This window comes from Myxococcus sp. AM010, from assembly GCF_013372585.1.
GTDB classification, from domain to species: Bacteria; Myxococcota; Myxococcia; order Myxococcales; family Myxococcaceae; genus Myxococcus; species Myxococcus vastator.
In genome coordinates this window covers 11,284-31,879 of sequence record NZ_JABXEO010000050.1, presented here as the reverse complement: position 1 = coordinate 31,879, position 20,596 = coordinate 11,284, and the positions used below count along the sequence as shown (strand labels likewise).

Sequence of the window (20,596 nt, the reverse complement as noted above, 5' to 3'; positions counted from 1 at the left end):
CGTCAACGGACCGCGGCGGAGACCTGCTTGAACTCGGGCGTGCCGGCGCGCCCGAGCAGGTCGAACAGCGCGGCCTCCACCGTGACGACGTGCGCGCCCGCGTCACGGCACAGCTGGAGGCCCACCTGCCGGTCCTCCTGCGCGCGGGACAGCACGGCGTCCGCCAGCAGGAACGGGGACAGCCCGCGCTCGGCCAGGTCACGCACCGTCTGGAAGACACAGATGTGCGCCTCCATGCCCGCCACCAGCACCTGCGTGCGCCCGCCGAGCGCGGCCAGCACGTCCGGAACGGCGGCGCTGAACTCCAGCTTCTCCACCGGCTTGACGTCCTTGAGCGCGCGCATGCGGAGCAGCGAGTGCGTGGGGCCCAACCCCTTGGGGTACTGCTCGGTGAGGAGGATGGGGAGGCCCAGCGCGCGCGCCCCTTCGATGGCGGCGATGGTGCGGCTGAGCATCCGGTCCAGCGCGTCCCGGTCCATGGCGGCGCACAGGCGCTCCTGGATGTCCACGACGAGCAACGCGGCCTGGTCCTGCTTGAGGCGGAAGGTAGCCATGCCCCCTCCTCGCGCGAACGGCGCGGCCCCGTCAAGCGGCGGGCGCGGTCAGCGCCGAGGGTGGAACACCGACGCGGCGCGGAGTTCCACCGGGTGACAGTCCACCCGCGTCGCGCGGGCACTGGGGCCCATGCTCGATGAGGACCGCCGACAAGCGGCGGCCCCCGTGCCATTCGGGCGAAGGCTCAGCAGGACACCGTCGCCTGCGCGGCCAGCGCCGGCGCTCCGGTCTCCCGCGGCGCGAGGAGCTCCGGCGGGTGCACGAGCCGCAGCAGGCGCCCTCGGCCGGCGATGAAGGCCCGGGCGCGGCGAAGCTCCGGCTGATGCGGGTCCGCGTCCCGCCAGCAGTCGAGGAACGCGGTGAAGTCCTCCACCGCGCTGCTCCAGGCGCCGAGCGCCACCTGGGACTCCGCGGACAGCAGGCGGAGGTGTCCACAGCCGGGCCGCTCCGCCACCAGCGTCTTCGCCAGCTCCACCGCCTTGTCCTCGCGATGGGTCCGCAGACGCAGCCGGACCAGGGCCTCGCGCGCGGGCCGGGAGAAGGCCGTGGGCCCCGCGGCCCGAAGCCGCCGCTCCAACCGCCACGCACGCGTCAGCGTGGCCTCGGCGCGGCCCACCTCGCCCCTGCGAGCCTCCAGCGCGCCGCGCAGCTCCTGTGCGGCCACCTCCACCACGCGCGCCACATCCCGTGGACACAGGGACAGGTCCTCCGAGCGGCGAGCCTCCGCCAGCAGCGCATGCCGCGCATCCAGCGCGTTGCACACCCGCTCCACCTCGCCCAGCCGCGCGGCCTCCAGCAGGCTGAGCCCCCGCGTGTACTGGCGCATCCCGTCCCGCAGCGCCCGCTCCGCCGGGCTGGCCGTGTCGGACAGCTCCATGGGCACGTCCGCCGCCGCGCGCCAGAAACCGAAGCGCAGGTGCGCGGACACCATCGTCGCGGCGGCGAACAGCAGCGCCTGGTCGTCGCCTCCCGCGCCTTCCACCCGCTGCCGCAGGCGACGGGCCCACGCCTGGGCCTCACTGTACTGCCCCACTTCGGCGCAGCCCTGACTGAGCAGCCGCATGGCGGGCTCGGCGCTCGGCGCGTCGGAGGTGGGCAGTCCTTCCTCGGCCAGGTACGCATCATCCGCGGCCACCGTGGCCTCCAGCACGCGCTGAGCCTCCGCCATCAGCCCGACCCGCTGAAGCAGGCGCCCCGCGGAGAGCAGCGCGGGACTGGCACCAGGCGCCAACGTCACCAACCGGCGAGCACTGTCGCGAGCAGCCTCCGGCCGGCCGCTATTCAACATGGCCTGCACCCACGCCTGGTGGACCCCCGCGTGGTCCGGGTGTGAACGCAGCAGCTCGCGCAGCAGGGCCTGCGCATACGGCTGCCCCTGTCCGGGCCGACCATCCGGCTCGTAGCCGTCCAGGAGGAAGCCCGCGAGCAGCAGCCGCGCGTCGCCGTCCTCGGGATAGCGGTCGATGAGGCACTCCATGTCGCGCACGAAGGCGTGGCGCCCATTGGCCGGGCCCTTCTCCGCCAGCAGGCTGGCCGCGACGATGTAGCGCTGCTCGCGGTCCGAGGTGCCCTCGCTCAGCGCCAGCGCGCGGCCCATGGCCTCCGCGCGGGCGGTGGCGAAGCGGGCGCCAGAGCCTCGCGCGAGGGCGAGCCCCCACCAGGCCATGGCCAGCGACGCGTCTTCCCGCGTGGCCTGCGCGAAGGCGCGGCGGGCCTCACCGCCCCAGCCCAGGTGCAGAAGCCGAAGGCCCTGGTCGAACCAGGCCTGGGCCTGGGGCCGGGCGGTGGTCACCTCCAGGTGTGCGTGACCCAGGCCCTCCCGCAGGCGCGGCGTGGGGAGCGCGTCATCCGCGACGTCCTCCCACGGCGCGCGGGCATGGACGGAAGGTTCATCGGCTCGGAGCAGTCGCGCCAACATGATGTCCTCCTCAGACCCCGGCGACCGGGGCGGTGCAGACGTTGAATCCAGACTCCAGGGAACGAAGGCGGGAGGCGAAGCGCCGCCACGCCGCGGCCAGTCCGTCCGCGGCGACGGGGGGCGCCTTGCGCCGGGCCTCGAAGCACTCGCGCCGCCAGGACGGCCCCACCTCGGAGGACACCCAGTCCTCGTGCTCGGCCAGCCACCCCGCCAGCGAGGCCAGCCCCACGCGCAGCGCCCGCCGCTCGTGCCCCGTGGTCGGCAGGCGCGCCGGGCCCAGCTCCTCCGCGCGAAACGGCAGGCGGCCCGGCACCCCGTCCAGCAGGACGGGCGCGAAGCCCGCCCGCGGGACGAAGATGGCTTCGCCGCACTCGCACAGCGCGCCGAAGCCCCACAGCGTCAGGCGCCCGCTGCCCGGAAGGCCCACCGTGTAGGGACTCTGCCCCTCCGCGCCTTCGGGGCGCGCGTGACGCACGAGCCCTCGTCGAACGAGGAGGTTCCCCTCCGGACAGAGGACATCCCGCCCGAGGCACCACATGGAGACGTCGAACAGCCGGTCTCCATCGCGTCGCAGCTCACAGGGAAGCACGGTGGACATGGCATTGCCGGACATGGGCGCGCGCTCCTCTCAGCTCGCGGACTTCTTCGCCGTGGCGCCACGGCGCACGGGGCTGGCACCAAAGAGCGCGGGCGCATCCACCGGGCTTCCGCCCTGCTTTCCCAGCACCGCGTTGACGGCGCGCACCAGCTTTCCGCGCACGCTGGCCGTCAGCGGCAGGTCACCCAGCGCGGCCTGGAGCTGCTGCGTGCTGATGCCCCGGCCGCTCTTCGGCTTGCCGATGGACAGCGACTCGTAGCTCTTGCCCTGCGTGTCCTTGTCACGGCGACGGGCGCTCCGCTGCTTCAGGAGGGTGCGGCCCTCGGAGCCGTAGGACTCCAGCTGCCGCGACAGGCGGAGGAGCTTCTCGGAGGGGATGTTCTTGTCCGTCAGGAACTGCTGGAAGGAACCCATGGTCATCTCTCTTCGGGGAACGAGGGGCCGGCACCGACAGCGCCGGCCCCCGGGTGAACGGGCCAGGGAGCCCGGGAACAGCGTCAGTGCTCGTGGCCGTGGTCGTGCGACTCCTCGACGATGACGGAGACGGTCGCCGTCGACGTGGGACCGAAGGTCAGGATGTGCGTGCCCACCGCGAGGGGCACCACGTGGCGGCCCTTGATGTCGGTGCAGCCCTCGGAGCTGCTGGTGCTCTCCTCGATCTCCACCTCGTCACCGCTCGCGGTGGTGATGGAGAGGGGCACGTCCGCGTTGGTGTAGATGACGTAGTCGGCGGCCTCGCTCGCCGCGAAGGACACGGCGCCCTGCTTCCCGTCCGGGCCATCCGCCAAGGTGATGTCGTAGCGGCGGTGGTCAGCGCGAATCGCGGGGGCCGCGTCCGTGCCCAGGGTGGCGGTGACGGTGGTGGCGGGACCTTCCTGGAGGTGCTCGCACGCCTCGGCGTCGACCCCCTCTTCTTCGGGATGGTCGTCGTCGCCGCAGCCGGCGGAGACGAGGGCGGTGGACAGCAGGAGCGCGGCAAGGAGCTTCTTCGTCATGGTGCTACTCCACGGGTTTGGACTGCGGGTGTGCCACGCCCGCGCGCCAGCAACGGCCCCCGCCAGGACATGGAGGAGCCGCCACGGGAGCGTGGGAATGGAAGGGGTGTGCGCGGGGCACGAAACACGGGCGCCGTGAGACAGCTCAGCCGGCGTGGACGCAAAGCCGCAATGACTCACAGCCCGCGTGGAGCGGACGAGAGTCTGTATGGCTTTAGCGGACGAGCAGCCTCACACGGCGCGACAGGCCGCGTGAGCGAGCAGACTCCCGGGCCTCACGCGCGCGGCGGAGACGCCTTGGGAGCCAGATGCAGACGGGCGACGGGCTCCGCGTGGAAGCGGAACACCGCCAGCGCGGGCTCGGAGCGAGCGGGCGCGACCAGGCGGGACGGCGTGTCCTGCTGCGGAGGCGGAGCCTCCCGCCGGAAGAAGGCGTGGACACAGTGGGCGTCGGCGCCGTGGGAGTCCGCCTCCGTGCGCTTGGAGGCGACCCGCACGTCGTCGAAGGAAACCTCGACGTGACCGGCGCCGTGGGCGTCACGGGCCTCCACGTGCATCACCTCACCATGCTCCAGGCACGTGGCGTGCTGGACCAGGGCGAAGTGCATCACGCTCCCCATGTACGCCAGCACACACACGAGCGCGAACGGCAGCGCCAGACGGCGCGACCGGACGGAACTCACGGACTGGTGATGGGTGGAGCGGCTCACGTCAGGGCATTCCCGGTCAGACGGCGCCCACGGTTGTAAGCCAGACAGGCCGTTCGCGCAAGTCAGACTGTCTCACGCGACCTTCGCCAGGAAACACTCCCCGCGCGAAACAACAACAGCAACACAGGAACAAAAGCAACCCAAGGACCCTTCCCAGCGCCGCTGTTCCAGGGGGACCGGAGCGGCCGGCCCCAGGCCCTGCGGGCGTACCCTGGCCACCGGGGGTGCGTCCCGCTCTCCGACGGGAGGCTCCGGGCCCGTGGACCGGTGGACCCGTCCAGGCGTAGGGTGCGCGCCGCCCGGAGAACCCCGGGCGTACCACCGAGGTCACGCCTTCGTGCAAGAGTTCATCGACGTGCTCAGGAGCCAGGCACGCCACATCGCGCCCGACCTGGCGCGCATCGCCTACCAGCGGGGCCTCGCCGTCACGCGACCGGACGGGACCACCCGCCCCATCCCCATCACCGCTACGCCCGTGGTGCTGGACGCCGCGGAGATTCGCCGCCGCTCGGAGCTGTCCGCTCGCCTGTCCTCCGCCACGGTGAAGATGGCGCAGGCGCAGCTCCAGGGCGCGGACGCGGAGACCCTGCTGGGCGCCCTCTCCCCCGTCGAGCGCGTGCTCGCCGAGCGCACCTGGCGCCAGTCCACCCGCCTGGCCACGACCCGCGTGGATTACTTCGTCGCCGGCGGCACGCCGTGGGCGCTGGAGGTCAACGCCACCATCCCCGCCATGCAGGGGTACTCCGACATCGCGGCCCGCACCTTCATCGAGGTGGTGGGCCGCTACTTCCGCTATCCGGAGAAGGCCCTGCCCGCCCTGCTGGCGCTCAACGGCAGCAACGCGCTGGCGCTGTACCGCGCGCTGCTGGACGGCTACGCGGCCGAGCGCAACGGCAGGATGCCGGACACGGTGGCCCTGTTGTGCCGCCGCAATGACGCCCAGATCACGGAGCTGCGCTGGCTGTGCGAGCGCTTCCGCGACTTCGGCGCGGACGCGGACCTGGTCCATCCGGACGAGGTGTCCGGTGACGACGCCTTCGTGGCCCACGGCAAGAAGTACGACCTGGTGTACCGGCACCTCTTCGTCCGGCGCCTGGAGGAGTCCCCCTCCCCCTGGGTGGAGGACTTCCTGGGCACGGTGCCCGGCAAGAAGGCGGTGTTCCTCAATCCCCCCGCCTCGCAGGTGGAGGTGAAGCTGACGTTCGCGCGCCTGTCGCAGGCCCTGGCCGAGCCCGCCCTGGCGGAGGCCGCGCGGCTCACGGGCGAAGAGCTGGAGGCGGTGCGCGCGTCCGTGCCGTGGACGCGGATGTTCCAGCCCGGACCCACGCAGGGCCCCGACGGCGAGCGCGTGGAGGACCTGGTGGCCCTGGTCGCCGCGACGCCAGCGCGCTTCGTCCTCAAGCGGTCCTGGGACTACGGCGGCCGAGCCGTCTTCCTGGGCCGCTCCGCGGGCACCGTCCCCTACACGGAGCGGGTGCAGGCGGCCTATGGCGCGCCGATGACGTGGGCGGAGCTGTGCGCGCGCACGGCGGCGGACACGGCCGGCGGAGGCTTCGTGGTGCAGGAGGCGGTGGACTCGCCCCCCGAGGCGCACCTGCTCTGCGAGCCCAACGGCACCGTGCTGCCCACGTCCTTCTTCGTGGACTACTCCGCCTATGCCTCCGTGGGCCTGGCGCGGCAGCCCGCGTGGGGCGGGGTGTGCCGCGGGTCGATGTCGGAAATCGTCAACATCGTCGGCGGCGGCGGCGTGTTGCCGCTCATCACCTCCGAAGTCGCCTCGAAGCTCCTGATGGCGTGGAAGGCCATCTAGGCCGTTGACCCGATTTCGGGGGCCGCGCCCTCCCTCCTCGCACCACAGGAGGAAGGGATGACCTCAGCAGTGCAGCGGTGTCTCGGCGCGTCGCTCGCCGTTGTCTTCATGTCGTGCGCCAGCGTGGCCCTGGCGCATGGCTCCATGGAAGTACCCCTCAGCCGCGTCTACACCTGCTTCAAGGAAGGGCCGGAGACGCCGAAGTCAGACGCGTGCAAGGCGCTCATCCAAGCCGGCGGCACGCAGGCGCTCTACGACTGGAATGGCGTGCGGCAGGGCAACGCCAATGACAGGCACCGCGAAATCATCCCGGACGGGAAGCTGTGTAGCGCCGCGAATGAAAGCCACCGGGGCCTGGACCTCGCGCGCGCGGACTGGCCCTCCACGCTCATCACTCCGGACACCCAGGGCCGCTTCGAGTTCGTCTTTCACGCGACCGCTGTGCACGCCACGGGCTACTTCCGCCTCTACGTCACGCGCGAGGGCTACAACCCGGCGCTGCCGCTGAAGTGGTCGGACCTGGAAGCGAACCCCTTCTGCTCCATCACCCACGTCTCCGCCCAGAACAACCGCTACCGGCTCGACTGCCCCTTCCCGCAGGGGAAGACGGGCGCGCATGTCATCTATGGCATCTGGCAGCGCTCGGACAGCCCGGAGGCCTTCTACGCCTGCACCGACGTGAAGTTCACCAACACCCCGCCGCCGCCCACGGCGTGGAAGGAGCTGGGCCAGGTGCAGGCGCGTGAAGACCTGCCCGCCGGGAGCTCGGTGACGCTGCGCGTGTTCGACGCGCGGGGCGCTGACGCCGAAGCCCATGTGCATCCCCTGGCCACGGCCACGCCCGCGGCCCAGTGGATTCACGCGCTGGCGCAGCGGGTGAACGGCGCGTCCAGCCTCGTGCAGGTGGGCGTGCTCCAAACCACGGGGCACGTGACCCCCGTGCAGGACGCGCTGGGCAACCGCGTCTACGCGCGTGAGACGGGCTACACCTTCCAGGTCGACATCGTGAAGCCGCCTCCGGATGGCGGTGGCGAGCCTGTCTACCCGTCTGGGATTGAAGGCTACGCCGCGGGCACCGTGGTGCGGGGCACCGACGGCCTGCATTATCGCTGCAAGCCCTTCCCCTACTCCGGCTGGTGCAAGGGCGCCGCGCTGCACTACGCGCCGGGCACGGGCTTGAACTGGCAGGACGCCTGGGAGCGCATTCCCTGAGGCCTACCGGTTGACGAAACACATGCCGCTTCGGAGTGAAGGCACCGGGATGCCACAACGCCAGACGCAACATGTTCGCGTCACGGCAGACAATCCCGGTGCCCCCGACATTCAAGCCATCTCCAAGAAAGGTGTGTGTATGTCCCCCCGAATCGACCAGCGCGCGCTCTCGAAGCTCGGCGCGAAGCTCCAGAAGGACGCGGGGCCGGCCCAGGCCCGGACGCCCACGGCGACGGCCTCCGCTGTCAGATACCAGACGCAGCGCAACGCGGATGTCTTCCAAGGTGCTGCTCCGCTTGGACTCGCGCGGGGTGTGCTCGGGGACACCGTGGCGGCCCTCAACACGAGCCCGGTGGAGGCCCCGGCGCTGACGCCCGAGCAGCAGGCATCGGCGGAGGAGGCGCAGGTTGAAGCCACCAACCATCAGGACCCGTCCTACCTCACGGACTGGCTGAAGGCCCACCCCGACCCGGCGCAGCAGGCGGCCTTCATGGATCGCTTCTTTGAGGTGTACGGCACCGAGGCGGGCCAGTTGCTCGACCTGGCCAGCGAAGAGGACCTGCCGGTGCTCTCCGACGCCCTCGACGCGGCCTACCGCTCGGGTGCCGTCACGCTCGATGAACTGACGGCGGCCGTCGGCTCGCACCTCGCGGGTTCCGTGAACGGCGAGACGCACGAGACGCTGGCGAAGATCATCGCCGGGACGGGCAACCCGGAGCTCATCACCGCCTACGCCCAGCGCGAGCTGGAAGTCATGATGGACAGCAACGCTCCGGACCCGGTGCGCTCGGTGGCCATCGCCACGGCGCTGGCGGGCCTGCCGCCGGACCAACTCCAGGCGTTCCTGAAGGACAACCCAGACGCCCTGGGCCACGTCTTCAAGAACCTCAACGACCCCGACGTCGCCGGCTCTGAGGCGCTTGGAAGGCTGTTGGACGCGGCCAGCGCCATCCAGCCCGCCACGCCGGAGTCCATCAAGCTGTTCATGGACAGCATCGGGCACCTGGAAGACAACCCGGAGTCCCGCGCGGCGGCGGCGCGCTTCTTCATGCGGCACGCGGACGCGATCCTCGCCGCGGCGAGCGACGCCTCGGGCTCCATTGGCAGTGAGGGCGCGGGCAGGCTGTCCGAGTTCTTCACCCGGACGCTCTTCACCGAGCCCTCCTTCGAGGGCCAGGAAGAACTCCACGCGTTCATCACCTCGAAGCTGGGTGACATGCAGACGCAGTTGGAGGCGGAGGCGCGCACCAATCCGCCATCCCAGGATGCGCAGCGCCTGGCGCGGTCCATGGGCAGCCTGGTGGGCGCCATCGAGGGTGGCTTCCTCCTCTCCGTCGAGGAGCTGAACAAGCGCAACGAGGCCGTCGAGGGAATGACGGGGCTGCTCTTCAAGCTCAAGGACCTGCTCCCCTCCTCGAGCATCCCGGGGCTGGGCACGCTGCAGGACCTCACCATCGACCAGATCCAGGACTGGGTGACGGAGGCGCTCAAGGAGAATCCGGATGATCCGCAGGATGCCATTCCGTTCCACCAGCTCTTCGGAGAGAGCATCTTCAACCCCGTCCTCCGGGGCCTGTACGACTCCGCTCGGCTGACATCCCTGGAGAACCGCGAGCTTGGCCTGAACCCGTGAGCCCGCGCGCGGCCCAGGCCGGCGTGGATGCGCCGGCCTGGGTCCCCGAGGCGCGCCGCGCAAGCACGCGGCCTGAAGGCAGCGGTCCGCGTGGTGGCCGGCCCCTGGCGCGTCCGCTCCCCTCAGCGCGTGAGCGTCAGGGGGGGAACGTCCTTCACCTGCGCCTGGTGCGTCACCCGCGTGCCCAGGATGTAGTGCGGCTCGGGGGGGTCGTAGATGAATTGGGCGGCGTAGGCGGTGAAGAACCTGTCAGCCCCGTAGGCGACGTCCGGCAGGTACTGCTCAGGCAGCTCATCGTAGGAGATGGCGAAGCCCGAGCCGTCCCACACGTCACCCTCCTCGTCCCACCGCGCCCCCCACACGCTGTGCGGACCGTCGCGCGTGTCGTCCCAGACGACCAGGGACTTGTCATTGTGGTGGGCGATGCGCGGTGCGGTCTGCGCGCCCGCGGCGGTGGAGATGGGGATGCCGGAGGGGTCCTTCACGATGCCCTTCCGATTCACGCGCGCCCCGTAGATATCCGGGTTCCCATTCCGGTCATCGGACCAGACCACCTGATAGCTCTTGCCCGTCCACTCCACGTCGGGCGTCGTCTGGGCGCCCGCCGCCGAGGAGATGGGGAAGCCGTCGCCGTCCAGGATGGTGCCGTCCTCCTTCACCCTGTTGCCGTAGATGTCCGCGTTCTCCGGGCCCTCGCCGTGGTCGTCGGACCAGACGACCAGGAACTCCTTCTTGCTGTTGTTCCAGGTCGACGACGCCTCCTCCGCGAAGTTGAAAGGGAAGCCGCTGAGCGTCCGGTCCGCCGTTGGGAGGACGACGCCGTCTTTCGTCACCCGCGTGAAGAAGATGACTGTCTCGTCGTCACCGGAGATGGTGTACGTCACCAGGCAGATTTTCGGAGAGCAGGCGACTCGCGCCGGACCGAAGGACTCATCCGTCTGGATGGCGCGGAACACGGGGCCCACCACGGTGCCATCCGGCTTCACGCGCACGCCGTCGACACCGTCCCGGGACTCCCAGACGACGAAGAAGTACTTCCCGTTGAAGGCGATGGCCGGCCGCACGCCATCATCCTCGCTGATGTTGATGCGGATACCCTCGGTGTCGAGCACGGTGCCATCGGGCTTCACCCGGGTGCCGTAGATGCCGCCGGTCCGCACGTCGGTCCAGACGGCGAAGTACTTTCCGCCACCGTACGCGACCGCCGGGCCGAAGCGCGCCACCGCGGCTGGCGCGGGGTAGCCACGAGGTGCATCGAGCTCAGCCTCGGTGCTCGCGGACACCTCCGCCGTCATGTCCTCCACTCCGACCTGCGCTTCCTGTTCCGGCGCCACCCCGCAGCCAGCCACCACGGCCCCGAACAGCAGCCCAGCGATGCCGGCCTTCACTTCCCGCCTCATGTGCAGCCTCCCCTTCGCGAACAGCGGCGCAAAGCTGGGGACCTGCACGCACGTCACCAGCCCCCCGTGGGGCGCAGTCCGGATAAGGCGGTGGACAGGAGCATCGAGCCGCCGCCCCTGGGCGCGCGACGCCGGACTCCGGGGCGCAGGGCCTTCGAACAACCGACGGCGGCCCGGCACGGATACGCGGGGCCGGTGGCGTGTGTCTCAATCGTCCGTGCACTCGGCGCCCGCATCGCGGATGTCCGCGTCGTAGTGCAGGCGGAGCGGTCCGGAAGCCTCGACGTGACGGACGAAGACGGAACCGAAGACCTCCGCGCCGCCGCTCAGGCTGAGTGCGGCACGGGGCGCATAGAGATTGCCCGCCAGGGTGCTGCCCGCGGACAGCGCCAGCACGTTCGAGCCCGCGACGTACACGCGCACGCGTGAAGGCGTGGCGGTGGACCCCAGCGTGAGCGGTCCCGCCACCGCGACGGAGCCTCCAAGGAACAGGTCCAGCGCTCCGGGCGCCTGGACGTCCACCGACAGGCCTCCACCCAGGTCGACGACGCCCTCCACGAAGAGCGCCGTGCGCGCGCGAATCGTGAGCGTGGCGCGGCCCGTCCCGGTCATGCGCGTCAGGTGGAAGCGGCCACACGGCAACTCCAGCGCACGTTCACCTTCGACGTCCTCCAGCGCCGTGGCGTCGAGGCCGATGGCCGCGTTGTCATTGTCGAGCACGTGCCGTGCGATGAGCCCGGAGACATCCACCTGGGACGCCGCGTCACACGCACAGGGGATGACTGGGTCCACGGGCTCGCGGCGGACCTCGGCCGCGTCCACCGGCCCCAGCACATGGCCCGCTGGAACCGTGAGCACGCCGCCGACGCTGAAGGCGGGCAACGCGACGTCACCGAGTACGCGGGCGTCCCCCACTACGGTGGCCGAGGCTGGGTTGCCGGTAAGCGGCCCCCCGCAGTGCAACGCCTCGCCCACGCGGAACGTCTGCCCGAGCCGGGCTCCTCCCGCACCGCCAATCCTCAGCGAGCCGCCCACCGATACCGCGTCATTGGCCGACAGCGCGCCATTCACCCCGACGTCGCCCCCCGCGCCTCCTGGCTGATACGTCCCTACGGTGCCGCGAAAGGCATCCGTTTCGAAGGACGCGCCCAGGGCGAGCCCCTCACAGGTGCACAGCGCGTGACGGAAGGTTCGTTCCGCCAGACGTCCACTGCACACCTGCGAATCGGTATCGGCATCCCCCACGACGACAGGAGGTCCGCGCCCCGCGCAGTAGGCCTCCCAGTCGTCGGGCGGCCCACCAGCATCCGCGGAGGAGCCCACCTGGCCTGCGTCCGGCGACTGGACCGTGGCCACCAGGTCTCCCCGCGTGCAGCTTCCCATCGAGGCCGCCAACAGCACAGCCAACGTCCATCGCCGGTTCATGGCGCGGTGAGCTCCCGAACGCGCGCACGGGCCGAGGGCACGAGCGGCGAATCCGGATGGCTGGAGAGAAAGGACTCCAGCGCGCCGCGCTCCGCGTCCCGGTCGCCGAGCACACGGTGCGCTTCGGCGATGCCGTGCTGCGCTTCCTGGTCAAGCACACCGCGCGGCTGGACGTGAAGCGCCGCCTTGAACTGATGCAGGGCGCCTCGCGCGTCCCCCAGGTGCTCCAGTCGAAGCGAGCCCGAGGCGACGCGCGCGACATAGGACGCGAGCGACGCGGGCTCGGCGCGGATGACGCGCAAGTAGAGCGCCTCGGCCTCCGCCCACCGCCCCTCCGAGCGGAGCCCATTGGCCTTGAGCAAGAGGTCCTCCGGAGCAGCCGGCTTCACGGTGGCCGCCGGCGCTCGCGGACGCACCGGCTGGGATGCGACCGTGGCGGCAGCGATGGGCGCGGCAGGCACCACCGGCGCTTCGGGCGGAGCCACTTCGGACACGGCGTCCTGCCGCGAGGGTGCCGCGTCCACCACCGCGCCGCCGCTCCGTCGTGACGCCGTGTTCAACCCCAGGGGCCCTGCCAGCGCAGGCGCTTCAAGCTGCGACGTCGACGCCCGGCCCGAGCGTGTGAAGCTCCAGACCGCCGCGGCCGCGGCGCCCGCGACGAGGAGCGCGCCTGTCATCAACCACACGGGAGGCCGCTTGCCGCGTGGCCGGGGCGCGGGCCGTGACACCAACGCACCTGCCTCCAGCGCGGCCAGCACCATCTGCGCGGACCGCTCCCGGGAGATGCGCCGGGCCGGCCCCGCGCCTTCGTCCAACGGCAGGACCCGCGCGTTCAGGGCGTCATCTGCCTCGTCCCTGAAGTCACTCATCCCCGCTCCTCCCCTCCGTCACCCTCCGCGGACGCCAGCGAGCGCAGCGCCGCCCGCCCCAAGCGGAGCCGGCTGCGCACCGTCTCGAAGGGAATACCCAGCTCCGTCGAAATCTCCGGCACGCTCAACTCCAGCACGTGATGCAACACCAGTGCATGCCGCTGCTCATCTGAAAGCCGGTCCAGGAGTGTCACCATGTGCCGGCGATGAACATACTCGTCCGGCAGCGCCTCCTCGGAGGGAACCGCGACCAGCTCCACCGGAGCATCCGCGTGCTGGGCCTCCCGGCCTCGGGAGCGCTTCAGCCATGCGAACGTCGTCCGCGCAACGACCCGGTCCGCCCAGGACTGGAAGCGGCCCTCGGCGCGGTAGGACGGCAGCCCTCGCACCAGGGCGATGAGCGCCTCCTGGGCGATGTCCTCCACGTCCCCATCCCCTCGCACCAGGTAGCGCACGAGGTTGCGAACCCGGGGGAGCACCTCCAACAACAACGCCCCGGTTGCCTCGCGCTCGCCCTGAATGGCCGCCTGGATGCGAGGGTCTACCGCCGCACGACGTGGGTCCGCTGCGTGTGAGCCCGAGCTCCTCATTGCCGCCATGGAGGACGGCACCGGGCCATTCGGGTCATCCGCGCTCACAGAAAAACCACCATCACCAGCCCCAGCCGAGGGCGGACGGACCAGCCCGCACCGCGAGATACGAAGTTTCCGTCGATGGCGTAGCGAAGCTCGGGCCGCCCCAGGAGGACCTCCGCGGCCAGGCTCGCCTCCAGGCCGACACGCGCCCCCATCCGCCACCGCGCGCGAAGCTCGGGGCCCATGAGCAGGGCCAGCATCGTGCCCGGGGGCGCCGCCTCCACCTCCTCCGTCAGCGCTTGCGTCCGGCGCGTGAAGACCACCGCCCCCAGGCCGAGCCCGGCCTCCACCTCCAGTCGCGCCGCCGCCGCCCAGGGAAGCCCCGCCCACACCGACGCCGCGTGCTGCCCCAACGTCACCTCCGTGCGGGCATCGCGAAGCCGGGCCGGCACACTGGCCAGGACTTGCGCGCGCAGCCGCCACCGGCCCGGCTGCACGCCAACGCCTACCACCAGCCCCTGGTGCCCCATGCGCGTGTACCCATCCAGCGCGGCATGGCCCCCCAACGTGAGCCACAGCGGGCGCGCTGGGTGCGCCTCGGCCGAAGCCAGCCCCAGGTCCTCCCGAGGTGGCGCCACGCCCTCCTCGCCGCTCGAGGCCTGGCGCGGCGTGACTTCCACCACGACACCGAGCGGCGCACCGGCCTCCACCGCGCGCAGCGCGGAGCGCGCGGCCAGCGCCAGCGCCTCCGCCCCCGTGGACCACTCCAGCGAGCCTGGCGACTGTCCCAACCGCGCGGCCCGGGTGAACAGACGCCGGCTGTCGAACTCGGCCACCTGGACGCGAACGTCGCTGCCCTCTCGCACGAACCAGAGGACGGCGCGGGCCTGGTGGCGTCCGGCCAGCCGCTCCGCCGCCAGCCATGGGCCCTCGCGAAATCCCCCGAGCGGCGCGCCGGAAGAGACCTCGAGCCGCACGGGCAGGTCGCTGCTCTGCCCCCGCACCCGCCCGAGCAAGGCGGTGTCCTCGTCGGACGCCACCCGGACGACGGCGATCCACGGCTCGGCGGCCACGGAAGAGCTGGAGAGCGCCACCAGCAGGAGGGCCGCCGCGAAGGACATGCGGCAAACCCTAACGCCATCACGCCGGGGAACAGAAGTCCCCCGGCGTATGGCTTCACGACACGCTCACAATGTCTGTCAGATGCTCAGCGCAGCTTCCGCGCCAGCGCATCGAGCAGCGAGCCGTCATCACCGCTCAACTCCCAGAACATCGCTCCGCCCAGGTTCTTGTCCAGGATGTAGTCCGCCTTGGCGTTCATGCTCTGCACGTCGTCATACCCAATCCAGATGCCCGTGGACGGACTGTAGACGTAGGCCTGCTTCGCCTCCGGATGGAAGAACTTCGTGTAACCGGAACCGGCGCGCTCGTAGTTGGCTTTGATGTCCTTGAAGTCGAACACGCCCGTCAGGCCCGACGAGCCGTCATCCCAGGTGCCGCGCGTGGGCACGCCGCTCTGGAACAGGCCGTTGTTCACGTTGGGCACGCCGCCCCAGCCCCGGCCGTAGAAGGGCACGCCGACGACAATCTTCGCGGGCGGCACGCCCAGCGCCAGCATCTTCGCCACCGAGCCATCCGTGTAGAAGCCCGTGGCCGCGCCCGGGTCACCCGTGACGCGATTGAGCGCCGAGTGGAAGTTCACCGTGCTCTCGAAGGCACCGTGGTAGTCGTAGGACATCACGTTGATCCAATCGAGCACGTCGGACAGCCTCTTCGTCTCCTGCTTGTTCTCCAGCAGGTCCGGCGAGGCGCCCGTGGCGATGGTGAGCAGGTACGGCTTGCCCGTCTGCGTGGTGACGGCGTTGAGCTGGGCGCGGAACTCCTGCATCAGCAGCGTGTAGTTCTGCTTGTCCGCGGGGCTGTTGCTGTTGCCCGGCAGACCACCTCCCACGGGGTACTCCCAGTCGATGTCGATGCCGTCGAACACGCCCTCGCCGTTGACGGGGTCCACGCCGGGGTACTGGCCGCGGATGTAGAGGTCCACGCAGGACTTCACGAAGGCCGCGCGCGAGGCCGGAGAGGACGCCACGGTGGAGAAGTGCGTGGACCAGGACCAGCCGCCCACGGAGATGAGCAGCTTCAGGTGCGGGTGTTGCCGCTTCAGCTCCTTGAACGCGCGGAAGTTGCCGCGCAGCTGGCCGGGGTTCCACTCCCCCTGCCAGCCGCCGCCCTTGTCGATGTCCGCGAACGGATCTCCGAGGACGCAGCGCCCGTCCCCGGAGATGTTGGAGAACGCGTAGTTGATGTGCGTGAGCTTGGACGGCTGCACGTTGGACACGTGGTAGTTGCGCGCGTAGATGCCCCACGCGGTGAAGTAGCCGACGATGCGCTTTCCTCCCGGCGGCGGCCCGCCCGGAATCTCCACGACGACGGTGAGCGTGGTGGTCCCCACGTTGCCCGCGGCGTCGTAGGCGCGCACCGCGTAGACATACGTGCCGTTCTGCTCCCAGCCGCTGAAGGCCCGGCTGAACTGTGAGCCGGTGGCGACGACGGCGCCGTTCTCCAGGAGCTCCACACGCGTCACGCCCACGTCGTCCGTCGCCGTGGCCGTCAGGCTCAACGGCCCCGCGGCGCTGATGCGCGTGGCGCTGGCGCTCAAGCCCACGGTGGGCGCGGTGACATCCCCGCCGGTGCCCGCGTCCGTCCCACCGCTGCCCGCATCTGGCTCACCACCGCCCGCGGGCCCCAGGTCCAACCACAGCGCGGCCACCGCCACCGGTGTCCAGTCCGCCTGGGACGTGTGCGCCTGCCGGCACTCATAGAGGCGCCCCTGATAGGTGACGCGCGTCCCCACGGAGTACGCGACCCCCACGGCCCACTCCGCGGCCAGCGCCGCATCCTGGAACGCCGTCATGTCCGGGACGTGGGACGACGGGACTTCGGAATCACAGCCAGCCATGGACAAGGCGGTGACGATCAGGCCAGAGGCCCACCAACTGCGACGCATGCATGTGCTCCTCGCCGCGCTGGACATACGCCGGGCCCAGGTCCGGAGCAGGCCTGCCCCAGGCTCCCCAACGTCGGTTCCGCGCGGCTCGTCTGCGGGTTCACGCAGTCAGAGGCAGGCGTCGATTATTTCGGGTTAATACCGATAAGCGCGCTTCAGCCCGGAGGCGGGGCCTTGCGAGAGAAGGGCATCAGCAGCCGCTCCACGGGGCGGCCTTCCATCAGGTGCTGCTCGACGATGTCCTTCACGTCCTCCACCTTCACGCCGCCGTACCAGGTGCCTTCCGGGTAGACGACGACGGCGACACCGAAGCTGCACGTGTCCAGGCACCCCGCCGCGTTGGCGCGCATGCGCCCCTTGAGGCCGCGCTTGTCGAGCTCCGCCTTGAAGGCGGCGCGGACCTCCTCCGCCCCCTTGGAGGCGCAACACCCCTTGGGATTTCCGTCCGGGCGACGGTTGGTACAGACGAAGACGTGGCGCTGGTAGGGAGGAGCCATGTCCGCCTCCTAACGCGCGTCCAGGCCAAAATCGACGGCCTCGTTCACCAATGGACCGCGCCCCGGGCGGTTCCACCGTCCGTAGCGGATCAGCACGGTTGCACCCGCCCGAGTCGTGCACAGACTCACAGCAAACGTCTCCCAGTGATCACGCTTGCTTGGCTTGAAGTGACGCTACATGGCTCGCCATCTGGACTCAGGCACTGCAAAGCATGTGTTGCCAGGGCAGGCGCGGCCCTCTAGATCGGGCTCCCTCGCTGAACGCAGTAGCAGCAGGGCAGGCAGGCAGACACCGGGCGCCCACTTCGCGACTACACACAATTTGTGGTGGGCATGACTTTGACGACTACCATTTGTTGTACCGATAGATTCTTTGACGGAGGTGCTACAGGGGTCTATCCATGGCCTCGTCCGGCAGTCTGGCGGGCACCCCCCAAGCACAGCCGAGGGGCCGGGCGCGCCCCTGCTTCGTCGTCGCGAATCCACTCCGAGGTCACCCGCGCTTCGCTCCGGGCTGATCCATCGGATCCATTGGGATCTCGCGACGTTAGCGTTTTGCAAAATTTTGCATCAGAACTCACAGTGAATTCGTGGAGGGTGGCGACATGGATAAAGAGCTGAGCTCGAAGTCCACGGTGAACGGGAAGGAGCGGCGCGGCGGGCGGAAGGCGCGCGTGGCGGCGACGGGATTGACGGTGGAGCGCTTCTTCACGACGCCGGGCGTGGACCCCGCGGATGAGCTGGCGTGGGAATACCGCAGCGCCAGCATCACCGGCGAGGATGGCAAGGCCGTCTTCGAGCAGAAGGACATCGAGGTGCCGAAGTCCTGGTCGATGCTGGCGACGAACGTCGTGGCGTCGAAGTACTTCCGCGGCACGCCGGGCGCGCCGGAGCGTGAGACGAGCGTGCGCAAGCTGGTGGCGCGGGTGGTGGACACCCTCACCCGCTGGGGTGTGGAAGGTGGCTACTTCACGCGGGACGCGGACCGCGAGGCCTTCCACGCGGAGCTGACCCACCTGCTGCTGCGCCAGAAGGCGTCCTTCAACTCGCCCGTGTGGTTCAACGTCGGCGTGGAGGCGCAGCCCCAGTGCTCCGCGTGTTTCATCAACAGCGTGGAGGACAACATGGACTCCATCCTCACGCTGGCGCGCACGGAGGGCATGCTCTTCAAGTACGGCAGCGGCACGGGCAGCAACCTGTCCACCATCCGCGGCAGCAAGGAGCTGTTGGCGGGCGGCGGCACCGCGTCCGGCCCGGTGTCCTTCATGCGCGGCTTCGACGCCTTCGCCGGCGTCATCAAGAGCGGCGGCAAGACGCGCCGCGCGGCGAAGATGGTCATCCTCAACGCCGAGCACCCGGACATCCTCGAGTTCATCCGCTGCAAGTCGGCCGAGGAGAAGAAGGCCTGGGCGCTCATCGAGGCCGGCTACGACGCGTCCTTCAACGGCGAGGCGTACTCGTCGGTGTTCTTCCAGAACTCGAACAACTCGGTGCGCGTCACCGACGCGTTCATGAAGGCGGTGGTGGATGACGCCACCTGGACGACGCGGTCGGTGCGCGACGGCCAGCCGGTGGACACCTACCAGGCGCGCGAGCTGTTCCGGGAGCTCTCCGAGGCCGCGCACCTGTGCGGTGACCCGGGCATGCAGTTCGACACCACGGTGAACAGCTGGCACACGTGTTCGACGACGGCGCGCATCAACGCGTCCAATCCGTGCTCGGAGTACATGTTCCTGGACGACTCGGCCTGCAACCTGGCGTCCCTGAACCTGATGCACTTCCGCACCATCGACGGCGACTTCGACGTGACGGCGTTCCGCCACGCGGTCGACATCCTGCTGATGGCGCAGGAGATCATCGTCGGCAACTCGCGCTACCCCACCGAGCGCATCGAGAAGAACAGCCACGACTACCGGCCGCTGGGCCTGGGCTACGCCAACCTGGGCGCGCTGCTGATGGCGTCGGGCCTGCCGTATGACTCGCCCGCGGGCCGCAACTATGCGGGCGCCATCACCTCGCTGATGTGCGGCGAGGCCTACGCGATGAGCGCCCGCCTGGCGGAGAAGCAGGGCCCCTTCGCTGGCTACGCGAAGAACGCGGAGCCGATGCTGGGCGTCATCCGCAAGCACCGCAAGGCCGCGTACCACATCGCGCCGGAGGGTGTGAGCCAGGGCCTGTTCGCCGCGCAGAAGGACGCGTGGGACCGCGCGCTCGCGCAGGGGGAGGCGCACGGCTTCCGCAACAGCCAGGTGACGGTGCTGGCCCCCACGGGGACCATTGGCTTCATGATGGACTGCGACACCACCGGCATCGAGCCGGACATCGCGCTCATCAAGTACAAGAAGCTGGTGGGCGGCGGCATGCTGAAGATCGTCAACCAGACGGTGCCGCTGGCGCTGGAGAAGCTGGGCTACCCGCAGACGCAGGCCCAGGACATCATCAGCTACCTGGACAAGCAGGACACCATCGAGGGCGCGCCGCACCTGAAGCCCGAGCATCTGCCGGTGTTCGACTGTGCCTTCAAGCCGGCCCAGGGCGAGCGCAGCATCCACTGGATGGGCCACATCCAGATGATGGAGGCCTGCCAGCCGTTCCTCTCCGGCGCCATCTCCAAGACGGTGAACATGCCGTCGGACGCGACGGTGGAGGACATCGAGAAGGCCTACCTGGAGGCGTGGAAGCGCGGCCTCAAGGCCATCGCCGTGTACCGCGACGGGTGCAAGCGGACGCAGCCGTTGAACACGTCAAAGGACACGCGCGCCGCCAAGGCCACCGTGGCCCCCGAGCCCGCCCCCGCCGTCCAGCCGGAGCCCCGCGCGGTCCGCCGGCGGCTGCCGGACGAGCGCCGCTCCATCACGCACAAGTTCTCCATCGGCGGCCACGAGGGCTACCTGACGGTGGGCATGTACGAGGACGGCCTGCCGGGTGAGCTGTTCATCGTCATGGCGAAGGAAGGCTCGGTGGTGAGCGGGCTGATGGACAGCTTCGCCACCAGCGTGTCGCTGGCGCTCCAGTACGGCGTGCCGCTGAAGGTGCTGGTCGACAAGCTCAGCCACACCCGCTTCGAGCCCAGCGGCTTCACCGGCAACCCGGCCATCCCCATCGCCAAGTCCATCACCGACTACATCTTCCGCTGGCTGGAGCTGAAGTTCCTGCCGAGCGAGGAAGAGAACGCGGTGCTGGGCCGGGTGGACGTGCAGCCGAAGCGGGAGGCCCTGCCCGCTCAGACGGCTTCGGGGCAGCGGTCCGGCTCCAGTTCCTCAAAGGGGTCCACGTGGCTGAACCAGGCGGATGCTCCGCCGTGCCACACCTGCGGCGCCATCATGGTGCGCAGCGGCGCCTGCTACAAATGCGGCAACTGCGGTGCGACCAGCGGCTGTAGCTGAGCAGCG

17 protein-coding genes are annotated in these 20,596 nt (G+C 70.3%); 4 read left to right on the top strand and 13 right to left on the bottom strand.

The window, feature by feature from the left end:
* Positions 1–2: 2 nt before the first annotated feature.
* The 6 genes from HV826_RS22160 to HV826_RS22135 all read right to left on the bottom strand — a co-directional run bounded on the left by HV826_RS22160 (position 3) and on the right by HV826_RS22135 (position 4,776).
* Entirely contained in the window at positions 3–554 is a 552-nt protein-coding gene (locus HV826_RS22160; RefSeq protein WP_176419000.1) for an isochorismatase family protein, read from the bottom strand.
* Positions 555–739: 185 nt separating this feature from the next.
* The gene (locus HV826_RS22155; RefSeq protein WP_176418999.1) at positions 740–2,473 is read right to left on the bottom strand and encodes a hypothetical protein; all 1,734 of its coding nucleotides are present in this window, start codon (positions 2,471–2,473) and stop codon (positions 740–742) included.
* A 10-nt stretch (positions 2,474–2,483) separates the two neighbouring features.
* Complete coding sequence (locus tag HV826_RS22150) at positions 2,484–3,086, bottom strand: hypothetical protein (protein WP_176418998.1); 603 nt, start codon at positions 3,084–3,086, stop codon at positions 2,484–2,486.
* A 15-nt stretch (positions 3,087–3,101) separates the two neighbouring features.
* Positions 3,102–3,485, bottom strand: coding sequence for a hypothetical protein (locus tag HV826_RS22145; RefSeq protein WP_163781550.1), 384 nt, complete (start codon positions 3,483–3,485; stop codon positions 3,102–3,104).
* Positions 3,486–3,568: 83 nt separating this feature from the next.
* Positions 3,569–4,066: a hypothetical protein gene (locus tag HV826_RS22140; RefSeq protein ID WP_176418997.1), complete on the bottom strand. Its 498-nt coding sequence runs from the start codon at positions 4,064–4,066 to the stop codon at positions 3,569–3,571.
* Positions 4,067–4,341: 275 nt separating this feature from the next.
* On the bottom strand, positions 4,342–4,776 hold the full coding sequence (locus HV826_RS22135) for a hypothetical protein (protein ID WP_176418996.1): 435 nt from the start codon (positions 4,774–4,776) through the stop codon (positions 4,342–4,344).
* Between the two features lie 337 nt (positions 4,777–5,113).
* On the opposite strand from HV826_RS22135, the gene HV826_RS22130 reads away from it, so the two are divergent.
* The 3 genes from HV826_RS22130 to HV826_RS22120 all read left to right on the top strand — a co-directional run bounded on the left by HV826_RS22130 (position 5,114) and on the right by HV826_RS22120 (position 9,431).
* Entirely contained in the window at positions 5,114–6,586 is a 1,473-nt protein-coding gene (locus HV826_RS22130) for a hypothetical protein (RefSeq protein WP_176418995.1), read from the top strand.
* A gap of 57 nt (positions 6,587–6,643) precedes the next feature.
* Positions 6,644–7,798 carry a lytic polysaccharide monooxygenase gene (locus HV826_RS22125; RefSeq protein WP_176418994.1) on the top strand — a complete coding sequence of 385 codons (1,155 nt, stop codon included), beginning with the start codon at positions 6,644–6,646 and terminating at the stop codon, positions 7,796–7,798.
* A gap of 139 nt (positions 7,799–7,937) precedes the next feature.
* The gene (locus HV826_RS22120) at positions 7,938–9,431 is read left to right on the top strand and encodes a hypothetical protein (protein WP_176418993.1); all 1,494 of its coding nucleotides are present in this window, start codon (positions 7,938–7,940) and stop codon (positions 9,429–9,431) included.
* Between the two features lie 122 nt (positions 9,432–9,553).
* Here HV826_RS22120 and HV826_RS22115 read toward each other — a convergent pair whose 3' ends face one another.
* The 7 genes from HV826_RS22115 to HV826_RS22085 all read right to left on the bottom strand — a co-directional run bounded on the left by HV826_RS22115 (position 9,554) and on the right by HV826_RS22085 (position 17,204).
* Positions 9,554–10,831, bottom strand: coding sequence for a hypothetical protein (locus HV826_RS22115; protein WP_255208071.1), 1,278 nt, complete (start codon positions 10,829–10,831; stop codon positions 9,554–9,556).
* A gap of 207 nt (positions 10,832–11,038) precedes the next feature.
* Positions 11,039–12,256 (bottom strand): hypothetical protein, encoded by a 1,218-nt coding sequence (locus HV826_RS22110; protein ID WP_176418992.1) that lies wholly within the window; start codon positions 12,254–12,256, stop codon positions 11,039–11,041.
* On the bottom strand, positions 12,253–13,125 hold the full coding sequence (locus tag HV826_RS22105) for a tol-pal system YbgF family protein (RefSeq protein ID WP_176418991.1): 873 nt from the start codon (positions 13,123–13,125) through the stop codon (positions 12,253–12,255). Before HV826_RS22105 ends, HV826_RS22110 begins: the two co-directional genes overlap by 4 nt.
* On the bottom strand, positions 13,122–13,715 hold the full coding sequence (locus HV826_RS22100) for an RNA polymerase sigma factor (RefSeq protein ID WP_255208072.1): 594 nt from the start codon (positions 13,713–13,715) through the stop codon (positions 13,122–13,124). The genes HV826_RS22105 and HV826_RS22100 overlap by 4 nt, the downstream gene beginning before the upstream one ends.
* A 44-nt stretch (positions 13,716–13,759) precedes the next feature.
* Entirely contained in the window at positions 13,760–14,821 is a 1,062-nt protein-coding gene (locus tag HV826_RS22095; protein ID WP_176418990.1) for a hypothetical protein, read from the bottom strand.
* Between the two features lie 86 nt (positions 14,822–14,907).
* Positions 14,908–16,707 (bottom strand): glycosyl hydrolase family 18 protein, encoded by a 1,800-nt coding sequence (locus HV826_RS22090; protein WP_176418989.1) that lies wholly within the window; start codon positions 16,705–16,707, stop codon positions 14,908–14,910.
* A 155-nt stretch (positions 16,708–16,862) separates the two neighbouring features.
* On the bottom strand, positions 16,863–17,204 hold the full coding sequence (locus HV826_RS22085; RefSeq protein ID WP_176418988.1) for a ferredoxin: 342 nt from the start codon (positions 17,202–17,204) through the stop codon (positions 16,863–16,865).
* Positions 17,205–17,809: 605 nt separating this feature from the next.
* On the opposite strand from HV826_RS22085, the gene HV826_RS22080 reads away from it, so the two are divergent.
* Positions 17,810–20,590 carry a vitamin B12-dependent ribonucleotide reductase gene (locus tag HV826_RS22080; protein WP_176418987.1) on the top strand — a complete coding sequence of 927 codons (2,781 nt, stop codon included), beginning with the start codon at positions 17,810–17,812 and terminating at the stop codon, positions 20,588–20,590.
* Positions 20,591–20,596 lie beyond the last annotated feature (6 nt).